The following is a 12,087-nucleotide window of genomic DNA, read 5'->3' as shown; positions in this document are numbered from 1 at the left end:
CCGTCCCTGAGAGGACGGGGCTATTTTGTGCTTATATGTATCTCTATGATGTCGTGGGAAAATAAGCAGTTATTTGTTTAATGGTGCGGTGTTCGATGACAATATGGCTTAACAGCAGCCATCGTACAACGGATGCTGAAGAAAGCCGGGCTGATAAACGTATCAAGCTAATGCAGGGGCTGTCCCAAAAGCCAATTGCCGATAGGCACGACTTTGTATGAATTTCCATCCAAATACGTCCGCCTAGTTACTGATCCGCTCGATTTTGTATGAATTTTAATCCAAATACGTCCGCCTAGTTACTGATCCGCTCGATTTTGTATGAATTTTCATCCAGATACGTCATTCAGTTGCCGATCTTCCCGATTTTGTATGAATTTTCAACCGAATTCGTCCATTCAATTGTCAGTCGGTCGACTCGTTCGCGGCACAATTGCGATTTGTTAGTCGATTGGCCCTCGTAGAGAAAAAGGACCTCAATCCCCACACGCTTTGCAGTGGAATTTGAGGTCCTTTCGAGTATGAACGGTGATATTTCCGAGTCATGAGAAACTTTTGAGACAGCCCTTATATAAAATGGAGTGAACTGTGCCACAGGCAATCCGACACCCCTAAAAATGCCATGGATACATGATATTTTATAAAAATAATCAACATAAGTCTATAACTTTTATTGGATAAATCGTATGTTATTTATGCGACCGCGGCGCAAATCATAAGAACTTAAGGGAGAAGATCCTCATGATTACGCTCAGAAAAATCACGCTGGAAAACCGTCGTGACATATTTAACTTAGAAGTATCAGAAGAACAACGGCGTTTCGTTGCGTCCAATCTTTCAAGCGTAGCTTCGTGTTATGTCCTTGCGACCAATGGGGGACATCCGTTTCCATTTGCTATTTACTCGGATGAGCTGCCGGTAGGTTTCGTTATGTTGACTTATGGAATCACCGGTTACGACCTTCCCTCGATCGCTCACGACAGCTATTGCATCCTGCGTCTAATGATTGGCAAGGAATACCAGAATCGGGGTTACGGGCGGGAAGCCATGGAAAGAATTTTGGAATTTATTCGCACCCTTCCGGCAGGGCCTGCAAATTACTGTTGGACTTGTTATGAGGCAGATAACTTGGTCGCCAAAAAGCTTTACGAAAGCTTCGGTTTCCGTGAGAACGGCGAAATCTGCCACAACGAGCCAATAACCGTATTGCGGCTGTATCAGGAGAGTCATCATGGACAATAAGACCCTAGAACTGCTGCTCCAATATGGTATCGTCAATCCCGATGAGTGCTCCTAAGACATTTGTAGATCTACCTAGACCGGATTCCTTCAAATGCGCTGGTCACCAGATGCTGCACATAGGATTCGTCCAATTTCTCGCCGGTCACAAGCAAGCGGTAGAAGATCGGTCCGTATATGAGATCGATGCTTACTTCAATGTCGAGGTCTTGTTTCAATTCCCCGCGTTCAATTCCCTTCTCGAGCAGATTCCTTCCCTCAAGCCGGCGGGGGCGGAAATATCGCTCCCGATAGGCTTCCGCCAATCCGGAATCAAATTGCCCTTCTCCTAATAGCTCCGTAATGATGATCCCTTCCCGACTGGTCAGAAACAGGGCCAGATTCGTAGCGTGAACGAGAATATCTTTTAACGCCGAACCCGTATCCGGCAGGGGTAACCTGGCCTTGGAAGCATAAAGAAAACCATCCATGACTACGGCAGCCTTGTTGGGCCACCATTTATAAATCGTTGCTTTGCTCACTTGCGCACGTTCGGCGATTTTATCGACCGTAACCGCTGCAAAGCCATGTTCCACTAACAACTCGTAAGATGCGGAAAGGATAGAATTCTGCGCTTCGACATTACGCGGCCGCCCTCTCTTGCCCTGCATCGACATCATCGCCTTTCGCCATCGTGATGGGGTGCCTAAATATAAACTATACGTACAGTATACCGTTTGGCGAAAAAAAAGAAAATCGAAACTGCCTATTTACAAAACTAAACGAACAGTTTATTATTTCCTTAGCAATTAATAAACTAAACGTTCAGTATTAAAAATAGGAGGAGTTCTTAATGAGGAGAGAAACGTTGGGATTGAAGTAGCCGAAGTAGCCGAAGTAGCTGGAGGAAAAAATCAAGCAGTAGGGAAGGAGATGCCCGCGTGGTTGACCCTGCTTCTGGCAACCGCGTGCGGAATGATTGTAGCGAATCTTTACTACGCGCAACCGTTGATCGGGATCATCTCTTCTTCCATCGGGATGTCTTCGGGCACTGCCGGCCTAATCGTAACGCTGACACAGATTGGTTACGTCGTCGGCTTGCTGTTTGTCGTGCCGATGGGGGATCTCGTTGAAAATCGAAAGCTGATCGTCGTGTCCTTACTGCTCACATCGGTTGCCCTTGTTGCCGCTGCGGTGTTGAAACAGGCTATCCTGTTCTTGTCCGCATCGCTTGTCATCGGCGTGGGGGCGGTCGCGGCGCAAGTGCTCGTCCCTTATGCATCCTACCTTGCACCCGAATCTTCACGCGGCCGGGTTGTCGGTAATGTCATGAGCGGCTTGTTGCTGGGGATTATGCTCTCGCGGCCGTTGTCGAGTCTGGCGGCAGACTTCTTTGGCTGGCATGCGATATTCGCCGTGTCTGCCGTATCAATCGTGATTTTAGCGATCTTACTCATGAAAGTATTGCCTGCAAGAAGGCCGTCGGCGGATACCCGCTATACGGCGCTGCTGGGTTCTATGTGGCACTTGCTGCGAACAACCCCGGTCTTGCGCCGTCGTGCCGCCTATCATGCCTGCGTGTTTGCGACTTTCAGCTTGTTTTGGACAACGGCTCCATTGTTGTTGACGGGTCCGGGTTATCACTTTTCTCAAAAAGCCGTTGCCTTGTTCGCGCTTGTAGGAGTGGCCGGTGCGGTGGCTGCGCCTGTGGTTGGACGGTTAGCTGACCGTGGCTGGACTAGACCGGCAACTTGGATCGCACTCTCTACTGTTATCATCTCCGTCCTGTTGCCACTTCTGATCGGGGGGAGTTCTCCCGTCGGAATTGCCGTTCTAGTGATTTCGGCCATCTTGTTAGATGCCGGCGTATCCGCCAATCTTGTCCTCGGACAACGGGCGATCTTCTCATTAAGTCCGGAAATTCGCAGTCGTCTGAATGGGCTGTTCATGGCGATTTTCTTTATCGGCGGTGCTGCCGGCTCATCGATAGGGGGATGGGCATACGCCTCGGGTGGGTGGAGTAAGACGTTATGGATCGGAATCGCTTTTCCGATCGTTGCTATGCTTTACTTTGCGACAGAGAAGAGGAAAGGGGCTTGATTCGGCCGAGCCCTTGAGAATAATTTCAGATTCGATTAGCTTGTTCATATAAAAATTGCCGAATAGACGGATCCTCGCAAAGTCCAATGGCACGACTATATGCCGAACGCGCTTCCTCGCGTCTCCCCAATTGTCTGTGCAAGTGGGCTGTTAGCGCCCAATAAGGCTGATAACTCTCGACTTTATCACGAGGCATAGATTCCAGCAATGCAAATCCCCGTTCCATGCCATATCCTTCCGCAACAGCAGCAGCTCGTCCGACTAGCACGCCAATCGTAGGGCTAAGTTGGGCGAGCCCCTCATATAGCAAGGCGATTTCTTTCCATTCGATGACCCCAGTGCGCACTCGCTGGGCATGCACCGATTGTATCGCCGCCAACAGTTGGAATCGCCCAATCTTGTTGGCTTGAGCGGCTATTCGAAGACGTTGTTCCGCTTCCCCGATCATGTCAGTTGACCAACGTGCCGTATCCTGTTCGAACAGAGGAACATAACTTCCCGATGCATCCATCCGAGCTTCTCTCCGGGCCTCGCAATGCAGCATAAGAGCCAGGAGGCCTTGCACTTCAGGCTCGTCAGGCAAATAACCCGCAAGAAGCTTGCCAAGATAAATGGCCTCGTGAACCAATCCCTTCCTTCGGGGATCTACGCCTGTCCAATCGTCCCATCCGCTGCCGTATACGGCATAAATGGCTTCAAGAACGGCATCTAAACGGCTAGGCAATTCCTCGGCATCGGGCATGACGAACGTCAGACGTTCGGTACGGATTTTGGCTTTAGCACGAGTAAGGCGTTGCCCCATCGTAGAAGGTTTGACAACGAATGCGGACGCAATGCGAGCGGCATCCATTCCGAGCACGGTCTGAAGCATAAGCGGTGTTCGTATCGCCGGATCGATGGCTGGGTGTGTGCAAAGAAATAGCATGTTTAACCGCTCATCGGGAAATGCAGTGTCAGTAGCCGACATCTGTTGGGACTCTTCCGACAAGGCGATCAACGCAGGCATCGCTCGTTCGGATACACGTTCGCGGCGGGCGCGGTCGATCAGCTTCCTCTTGGCTACCTTAAGCAGCCAAGATAACGGTTGATCTGGAATGCCGGCCCTCGGCCACGATTCTAAGGCGGCAACGAAAGCATCCGCCAATGCATCCTCTACAGCATCAATATCCCGCCAGTTCAGGGTCAAATATGAAATTAACCTTCCGTAAGCATCGCGCGCAGTCTCTTCGATCGTGTTATGGGCATCTGTCATAGGATTATGTACCTGCCTACTTCAAAGTGGGTTCTTGATTTACATCATAATTGGCCTGTGATACATTTGAGAAGTAGATACATATAAATGCAATAGTTTCAAAAAATGAACTATGGAGTGATTGCGATGATCGATCGATCCTGTCCTGGCGTCGTTGAGCCGATTCTGGAGCTTTTGGACGGCAAATGGACGCTTCTCCTCTTATTCGAACTGCTTAATGGGACGAAGCGATTCGGGGAACTCCGTCGTAAGCTGCATCCGATAAGCCCGAAAACACTGACAGACCGTTTGCGGCTGTTAGAGGAGAAAGGTCTTGTTACCCGTACTCTTTATCCTGGCGTGCCCTTACACGTCGAATATGAATTTACGGAGAGCGGGAAGGCGCTGCAGCCTATTTTTGAAGCGATGTGGAACTGGACGCAGGAGCACGGTGCATACCTCCGGAACGATATCGAGAGGGGTAAAGAAGCATAAGCAGGCTACTTCAATACCCGGAAAGAAACGATGGTGCCTTCGTTAAGCCTGCTCTCAATCATTAACCCCTGCCCGTAAAGCTGCTTCAGCCGCTGATCGGTATTGATCAGCCCGACCCCTTTCGCAGAACCGTAAGCCAGAATGCGGCGGGTGGTCTCCTCGTCCATTCCCACGCCGTCATCCTGAATGTTAACCTCGATGCTATCTTCACGATCGATTAGCCGGATGAGGATTGTGCCTCCCTGTACTTTCCTCAGAATGCCATGACGTACTGCGTTCTCAACGAGAGGCTGAATGGATAAAGGCGGTATGAGCGTTTCCCAGGATGCTTGTACATCCCACTGCACTTGAACGCGATCCTCAAACCGTTCCCTCTCAATCGACAAATAGGCTTTTACTAATTCCAATTCGCTACTCAAGGTCACAAGCTTGTCCGAATTCTTAAAGTCGAAGCTGGCTTGCAAATATAAGCTGAATGCATCTGCAAGATTGCGCATTCGCTGCATATCGATATCGCTTAGCGCAACAATGGAGTTCAGCGTGTTGAAGAAGAAATGCGGCTTGATCTGCGCCTGCAACCACGCCGCCTCCATAGACATACGATCGCGGACAGCCCGCGTCAGATCGGTAAGCGCTCGAATTCTCGATTTCAGCTCCATCGTATTCGTCGGTTTAATAATATAGTCGTTGGCCCCCGCGAGGAAGCCGGATTGGATATCCTCCGGCTGGCTGCGCGCCGTAAGCAGAAGTACGGGGAGCTCCGCTAGCGAATAACGTTGTCGGACTCTCTGGGTCAGATCATAGCCGGACATGCCGGGCATCATGACGTCGATAATCATCATGTCCCACCTGGCCGTATCCAATAGCTCAATAGCCTCATTTCCGCTTGTTGCTGTGCTGATCATATAAGGCTCGGAAGCCAGTGCATGAGTCAGTACGCGCAAATTGATCGGATCATCGTCCACTGCCAGGATGCGAATTTTATCGATGATGGGAGATGTTGGCTCGCTGGCTTCCGGCAATTCGATACTATTGGTCTCCATGGCTGCTGCAGCTTCCGCCGAAGAATGGTCGCCTGCCGTCTTGTCTGCCATCATCGCAAGCGGCATCGTAAAGATAAAAGTGGATCCGCGATCGGGAACGGATTCAGCGTAAATCGTACCTCCCTGCAGCTCGACAAGCTGCTTGCACACGCTTAGTCCAAGCCCGATGCCGCCGCCTAACGAAGTTACGCTCGAATCGGCTTGTTCGTAGGGGAGGAAGATGTTTTGAATCATCGCATGGTCAATCCCGATGCCTGTATCCGAGATGGCTATACGCGCATAGCCATTCTGTACAGTAGCGCGAAGTTCGACATGGCCTTGCATCGTAAATTTGACGGCGTTATGCAGAAGGTTAAATAAAATTTGGATCAGCCGATTCTCGTCCGCCTGCACCGGGGGGAATGCCTCCGGGATTTCGTTGACGATCCGGATCGGCTTTCCTTCCGACATGAAACCCAGCATGTCAATGACGCCGGGAACCACGGTCTGCAAGTAGACGGGAGCGGGCTGAATGTGAATGGCATTGTCCTTGAGTCGGCTGATATCGAGCAGGTCGTTAAGCTGGAAAGACATTCTACGTCCGACGGAAATAAGCAATTGCAGGCTTTCCTTATGTCTGCTCTGCTGTCGGTCGGTTTCATCATCGAGCACCGCTTGAGCAATGTTAAGCATGCCATGGAGCGGGTTGCGAAGCTCATGAGACGTATGAGCAAGAAATTCATCCTTACGCTTGTCGGCTGTTTGCAACTTCCCGGTGAGGAGCTTCAACGATGTTATAGAGTTGCTGTGGTGCTTGAACCAATATCCGGCTACAGCTATGACGGCGAATATGAAGTCGAACGGATAATAGTCGATTCCGGAAAAGTTAAATGAATTAACGATACCCCATAACGCGTTGATGGAAATCGTAATGCCTCCAATAAGCAGGAATATGGCATCGCGGTTGCCTTTTTGAGCGGAGCGAAGCGCCAATGTTGGAACGGCCACCATCGTAAATAGGAATAAAGGAATGTTGAAATAACCCATTTTAAATAAGGGTTGCGAAGGGAGAAACAAAATAAGGCTGACATAAAGTAAGCAGATGTAATTGAACCAGCGGTATCGGTTGGTTGTTGAGCGTTCCGCCATAAGCAGCGCTGCATGTTTAAACAAGAAGTAGATGATGCCGAGATAGGAGAGATGGAACAGTCGGATCACCCAATCGTAGTTGATCGGCAACCAGACGATCAGCAATCGTTCATTATCGATAAGAATGGAGATCATGGCGCTGACGATTAACATAAAGAAGCTTAATAGTCCGGGAGTCCGACCGATTATGAAAAGAAGCAGACAAGCATAGAGGGCGTGAATGAACAGGACGGCGCAAACAAGCATCTGCATGCTGCGAGAAAACCATACGTTCTCCTCAATCGCTTGTTGAGAACCGAAAAGGACGGGAGAAGTGAGACCTCCCTTGTAATAGTCGTAATAATTGGCAACCTGGATGACAACTTCTAAAGTATCCCCATCGGGGAGGAAATTGGCGTGATAAGGTACTTTGCGCGCTGTGAAAGAATCGGCGTCCTTCCCCGGAATTCCGGAATGGGCCAACAAATGCCCATTAATATATAGCTCGGAAGCGGTAGGGATAGCAGGCACTCGAATGCCGAGCAGTTGCTTCTTGTCGGCATGGATATGAATAAGAAGCCGGTATGAGCCATAGCCGATCGGCGAATGTCCTGCCGGATTTAACGATTTCCCCCAGTTGCCCGGCACTTGGACATAATCGGGCTGCGGGCGTGCTGACATCGTTCCATGTTCAGTCGCGTAAAACGCGTACGGGTAAAATTCCCATCCGCCATTCAAAGGAATTGCCTTATTCGATGAATAGTCCCATGAGGTGAGATCGATGGAGCCTTGAAGGGCATTGGGATGGGAGGGCGGATATATCCAGGCGACCCAAAGAAGGCGGACCCCCGTTATCAACAGCAGATATACGCCCAGAATTAGTAGGATTTTCTTTGTTTTCATAAAATCCTATTTCGACAGTTGATGGATAGTTCCTGCAAGGGATGATTTGACTTAAGTCGATGGTGCGGGCCAAGTTGCTAAATTCAACCCCTATTCATAACGTAACATAGGCACTTAACCAGTGACGAGTATGAAGCGTATAGAACGCGGGGTGTAAAACAGTTGGTCAATGACGCGAATTATGGCGATGTCCCGCAACCGATAAGGAACGATGGCGCCGGTTGGTGGGATTTTGGACCGCGGGACGTCATGCGAGACAAGGAGAACCCGAACATGCTTGTTTCTCCTGTCACCGATGCCGGATCGCTTCCTAACCTGAAGTTCTCTTTTTCCGATACAAACATGCAGTTAAATCACGGCGGCTGGTCAAGGGAAGTGACGGTTAGACAACTTCCGATCGCGACCACGATTGCCGGCGTGAATATGGCTCTAACTCCAGGCGGCGTGCGTGAGCTACATTGGCATCAGCAGGCGGAATGGGCAATCGTGCTTGTGGGGCGTGCGCGCATTACGTCTGTCGATCAGAACGGGAGGAACTTTATTGCCGACATCGGCGTGGGCGACCTGTGGTACTTCCCGCCGGGCATCCCGCACTCGATTCAAGGACTGGAGGAAGGCTGCGAATTTCTGCTGGTGTTCCCGGACGGCAGCTTCTCCGACCTGAACACGTTATCGATCTCCGACTGGTTCGCTCATACGCCGAAGGATGTCTTATCTGCCAATTTTGGAGTGCCAGCGAGCGCCTTTGACCATATTCCGACGCATCAGTTGTACATTTTCCAATCAGCCGTTCCCGGTCCGATTGAAAGCCAGCAAGTAACTGATCCGCAGGGGACAATACCCTTAAGTTTCTCGCACCGATTGCTCGCGCAGGACCCGATTGTGACCCCCGGAGGAAGTACGGTACGTATTGTCGATTCGAACAATTTTCCGATATCGACTCAAATAGCCGCATCTTTACTGGAGATCAAACCGGGCGCGATGAGAGAAATGCACTGGCATCCGAACAATGACGAATGGCAGTATTATATTTCGGGTACGGCGAGAATGACAGTTATGGCGCCGAATGGTACAGCTCGAACTTTCGATTATCGCGCAGGGGATGTTGGCTATGTGCCGCGAGCCTTCGGACACTACATTCAGAACACAGGCACACAAAGCGTGTGGGCATTGGAGATGTTCCAGAGCGACCGCTTTGAAGACGTCTCTTTAAATCAGTGGATGGCGCTCACGCCCCAACAGATCGTGCAGCAGAATTTGCATGTGGGGCCGGATTTCATAAGCGCTTTGAAAAAAGAAAAACAATTTATCGTTAAACATCCGGGCTTTACGTACTACCCGCGGGAGGCAGATCAATAATCAGGAAATGTGCATCATTCGTGGCGCTACGCCGAGCGAGTACCGCAGCGGGATGGGGAAATAATCTGATTTATATTAGATGCTTATATAAATTCGTGTTATAATTTCCCCATGGAACCTAACAAAGACCCTAAAGAGCTAAATGTTGCCGACTTCGCGATGGTATTTGAAGATTTAACGAGAATGATCATTAGGCTACCTTCTATTGAAAAGCTGAGCTTTACGACACTGTCAGTCCTGCATACTTTATCTCGGAAGAGTCCCATGCGGCTAACGGAGTTGACGGCAAGCGAACAAGTGACGCAGTCGGGAATGACGCAGTTGGTGACTCGTCTTGAACGGGACGGGCTTGTCGAACGCAGGCCGGATCCGAGCGATGGTCGAGTCGTTCAAGTGCACATTACAGCGAAGGGAACGCATGTCATTGATTCCCGCCGCTCGGAGCGCATCGACCATCTATCGAAGTTTATGGAAGGACTCGCTCCGGAGGAGAAGCAGGCGATCGCAGCGGCAATTCCTGCATTGAGACGCGTAGTTGAAATCGGAACCGATTCGTAAGGGGGAATAGGGATGGAAACAGGTTCATTCGAGTTGGAGCCTAGACCGATCCGGGTATCGGATGAAGTTCTGACGGATTTGCGCAATCGTCTGCAGTCCACGAGATGGCCGGTTGACGCCGGAAATGACGATGGGTTTTACGGGGTTAGTCGGAGCTATCTCGAGGAGCTCGTCGACTACTGGGTTAACGAGTTTGACTGGCGCAAAGCGGAGCGGGCAATTAACGCTTATGAGCACTATCAAGTAAATATTGATGGTGTTCCGGTGCACTTTATGCGTAAACCGGGCGTTGGGCCCAACCCTGTGCCTTTAATTTTGTCCCATGGTTGGCCTTGGACATTCTGGCATTGGTCCAAAGTCATCGATCCGTTATCAGATCCTGGCGCGTTCGGGGGCGATCCGGCTGAAGCATTCGACGTCATCGTGCCCTCGTTGCCTGGGTTCGGATTTTCTACGCCGCTGCCGAACAACCCTGACATGAATTTCTGGAAAATCGCCGATCTATGGCATTCGTTAATGACCGATACGCTAGGTTATACGAAATACGCAGCGGCGGGATGCGACGTAGGCGCTCTCGTGACCGGTCAGTTAGGACACAAATATCGAGACGAGCTATACGCCATCCATATCGGATCCGCTCTGAAGCTTAACTTTTTTAACGGTGATCGCGCTTGGGATTTTTCCGGAGGCCGGCCAATTCCCGATAACATTCCTGAAAGCATCCGCCTGAAAATATTGGAGTTCGACCGGAGGTTTGCATCGCATCTCGCCGTGCACGTTCTCGGTCCCGGTACACTCGCGTATGGCCTGAGCGATTCGCCGGCGGGGATGCTCGCGTGGATATTGGAACGATGGGCGAAGTGGAGCGATAACAAAGGCAACGTCGAGAATGTTTTCTCGAAAGATGACATCCTTACCCACGCGACTATCTACTGGGTTAACAACGCCATTGAAACTTCTATGCGTATCTACGCCAATAATAACCGTTATCCGTGGACCCCTGATCACGATCGCTGGCCAGTCATTGAGGCGCCGACCGGCATCACCTTCGTAGGCTATGAGAATCCGCCAGGGATCACGACGGCCAATCGCGTGCAAAATTTTCTCGAGAGCGACCGCGCCGCCTGGTACAATCACGTGAACGTTACAGCCCATGAGCATGGAGGACACTTCATCCCGTGGGAGATTCCGGATCAGTGGGTTGATGATTTACGCCGCACTTTCCGTGGTAGGCGATAAGCGGTTCGTCCAAGGCTATCCCGAAGGGGATGGCCTTATTTAACGATTCAAAAAGTATAAGTTTCACGTTTATTCTTGCCGGAATAAAGCTACTCCGGCGTCGAGAAGGACGTGGAATGCGTTGTTCTTCATGAGCGAATAACCGTATAATCGTCTAAGTGTATAAAGATCAACTCATTTCAGCTTTTCCTCGATTTTCAGCGGAATAATTGCAGTAAGGTCACTTGTTTCAGCCCAGTTGCTCACAATTAGGCTGAAGTGGATAATACAAATGTCATTTATGCAACTAATTACAAAGTCGCAAATATCCACTGACGATTTTTCCTTACGCTCCACATTATCCGACGCCGTCTCTCTCTAATAAGTCGTAAAAATGATCGCGGTCTTCGTTATCGAATCGGCCAATCGTTTGCACCTTGACGAATTCGTGCCCGCCGTACAAATCAATTTCTTCTCCATACTTATTATAGAGCGCAACCATATGGCCGTCCTGATCCAACTCCATATACCCGCAACAATGCTCCTCAGGCGTTTCCCCGTAAAGCAGTACAAATCGGATTTTGTCCACGCTGTTCATGCAGCCCATCCTCCCGCTTTTCATCAACCTGAAGCAAATTTTACGTGAGTCCGGATGAATTGGAAAATGCGGTATCAGTCATCATATTCGGAAATCCATTCTTATTCGGCAAGCATCAGAGGGTGACTCTCGCTATGTCGCTCATTCTCACTTTTTCTCTGTCAAACTTCTGAGAAAATGTCACCCTAACTCGTCCGAGAAAATGTCACTTTTTTAAGTGGTGCCGAAGCCTCTCACCAGAGCGCTTCGGCATAGCT

At 50.1% G+C, this 12,087-nt stretch carries 10 protein-coding genes; 6 read left to right on the top strand and 4 right to left on the bottom strand.

All coding sequences use genetic code 11. The annotated features are described in order from the left end of the window. Positions 1 to 741: 741 nt before the first annotated feature. Complete coding sequence (locus ACFPOF_RS27380; protein ID WP_378138571.1) at positions 742 to 1,242, top strand: GNAT family N-acetyltransferase; 501 nt, start codon at positions 742 to 744, stop codon at positions 1,240 to 1,242. A gap of 68 nt (positions 1,243 to 1,310) precedes the next feature. On the opposite strand, the gene ACFPOF_RS27375 is transcribed toward ACFPOF_RS27380, so the two are convergent. Beyond that, positions 1,311 to 1,889 (bottom strand): TetR/AcrR family transcriptional regulator, encoded by a 579-nt coding sequence (locus ACFPOF_RS27375; RefSeq protein ID WP_378138570.1) that lies wholly within the window; start codon positions 1,887 to 1,889, stop codon positions 1,311 to 1,313. Between the two features lie 262 nt (positions 1,890 to 2,151). On the opposite strand from ACFPOF_RS27375, the gene ACFPOF_RS27370 reads away from it, so the two are divergent. Beyond that, the gene (locus tag ACFPOF_RS27370) at positions 2,152 to 3,318 is read left to right on the top strand and encodes an MFS transporter (RefSeq protein WP_378138569.1); all 1,167 of its coding nucleotides are present in this window, start codon (positions 2,152 to 2,154) and stop codon (positions 3,316 to 3,318) included. A 25-nt stretch (positions 3,319 to 3,343) separates the two neighbouring features. Here ACFPOF_RS27370 and ACFPOF_RS27365 read toward each other — a convergent pair whose 3' ends face one another. Continuing rightward, positions 3,344 to 4,570 carry an RNA polymerase sigma factor gene (locus ACFPOF_RS27365; protein WP_378138568.1) on the bottom strand — a complete coding sequence of 409 codons (1,227 nt, stop codon included), beginning with the start codon at positions 4,568 to 4,570 and terminating at the stop codon, positions 3,344 to 3,346. A gap of 126 nt (positions 4,571 to 4,696) precedes the next feature. Between ACFPOF_RS27365 and ACFPOF_RS27360 the strand changes: the two genes are divergently transcribed. After that, a complete protein-coding gene (locus ACFPOF_RS27360; protein ID WP_378138567.1) occupies positions 4,697 to 5,044 on the top strand; it encodes a winged helix-turn-helix transcriptional regulator in 348 nt (115 codons plus the stop codon). A gap of 5 nt (positions 5,045 to 5,049) precedes the next feature. Here the strand turns inward: ACFPOF_RS27360 and ACFPOF_RS27355 are convergent, their stop codons facing one another. Further along, positions 5,050 to 7,932, bottom strand: coding sequence for a hybrid sensor histidine kinase/response regulator (locus ACFPOF_RS27355; protein WP_378138566.1), 2,883 nt, complete (start codon positions 7,930 to 7,932; stop codon positions 5,050 to 5,052). 327 nt (positions 7,933 to 8,259) lie between these two features. Here ACFPOF_RS27355 and ACFPOF_RS27350 point away from each other — a divergent pair, with 327 nt between their 5' ends. The 3 genes from ACFPOF_RS27350 to ACFPOF_RS27340 all read left to right on the top strand — a co-directional run bounded on the left by ACFPOF_RS27350 (position 8,260) and on the right by ACFPOF_RS27340 (position 11,253). Beyond that, complete coding sequence (locus tag ACFPOF_RS27350; RefSeq protein WP_378138565.1) at positions 8,260 to 9,456, top strand: oxalate decarboxylase family bicupin; 1,197 nt, start codon at positions 8,260 to 8,262, stop codon at positions 9,454 to 9,456. 111 nt (positions 9,457 to 9,567) lie between these two features. Continuing rightward, on the top strand, positions 9,568 to 10,014 hold the full coding sequence (locus tag ACFPOF_RS27345) for a MarR family winged helix-turn-helix transcriptional regulator (RefSeq protein WP_378138564.1): 447 nt from the start codon (positions 9,568 to 9,570) through the stop codon (positions 10,012 to 10,014). Positions 10,015 to 10,026: 12 nt separating this feature from the next. Then, on the top strand, positions 10,027 to 11,253 hold the full coding sequence (locus tag ACFPOF_RS27340; protein ID WP_378138563.1) for an epoxide hydrolase family protein: 1,227 nt from the start codon (positions 10,027 to 10,029) through the stop codon (positions 11,251 to 11,253). A 337-nt stretch (positions 11,254 to 11,590) separates the two neighbouring features. Here ACFPOF_RS27340 and ACFPOF_RS27335 read toward each other — a convergent pair whose 3' ends face one another. Further along, positions 11,591 to 11,830 (bottom strand): hypothetical protein, encoded by a 240-nt coding sequence (locus ACFPOF_RS27335; RefSeq protein WP_378138562.1) that lies wholly within the window; start codon positions 11,828 to 11,830, stop codon positions 11,591 to 11,593. Positions 11,831 to 12,087: the final 257 nt, after the last annotated feature.

The organism is Cohnella soli, from assembly GCF_042655525.1.
Taxonomy (GTDB): Bacteria; Bacillota; Bacilli; order Paenibacillales; family Paenibacillaceae; genus Cohnella; species Cohnella soli.
The sequence above is the reverse complement of the archived record's forward strand: the minus strand, read 5'-3'. Positions and strand labels throughout refer to the sequence as shown.

Excerpts from the sequence above, each read along its gene's own strand:
- ACFPOF_RS27370 (WP_378138569.1), top strand. The coding sequence starts at position 2,152 with ATGCCCGCGTGGTTGACCCTGCTTCTGGCAACCGCGTGCGGAATGATT.
- ACFPOF_RS27380 (WP_378138571.1), top strand. The coding sequence starts at position 742 with ATGATTACGCTCAGAAAAATCACGCTGGAAAACCGTCGTGACATATTT.
- ACFPOF_RS27365 (WP_378138568.1), bottom strand. The coding sequence starts at position 4,570 with ATGACAGATGCCCATAACACGATCGAAGAGACTGCGCGCGATGCTTAC.
- ACFPOF_RS27375 (WP_378138570.1), bottom strand. The coding sequence starts at position 1,889 with ATGCAGGGCAAGAGAGGGCGGCCGCGTAATGTCGAAGCGCAGAATTCT.
- ACFPOF_RS27335 (WP_378138562.1), bottom strand. The coding sequence starts at position 11,830 with ATGAACAGCGTGGACAAAATCCGATTTGTACTGCTTTACGGGGAAACG.
- ACFPOF_RS27345 (WP_378138564.1), top strand. The coding sequence starts at position 9,568 with ATGGAACCTAACAAAGACCCTAAAGAGCTAAATGTTGCCGACTTCGCG.
- ACFPOF_RS27340 (WP_378138563.1), top strand. The coding sequence starts at position 10,027 with ATGGAAACAGGTTCATTCGAGTTGGAGCCTAGACCGATCCGGGTATCG.
- ACFPOF_RS27360 (WP_378138567.1), top strand. The coding sequence starts at position 4,697 with ATGATCGATCGATCCTGTCCTGGCGTCGTTGAGCCGATTCTGGAGCTT.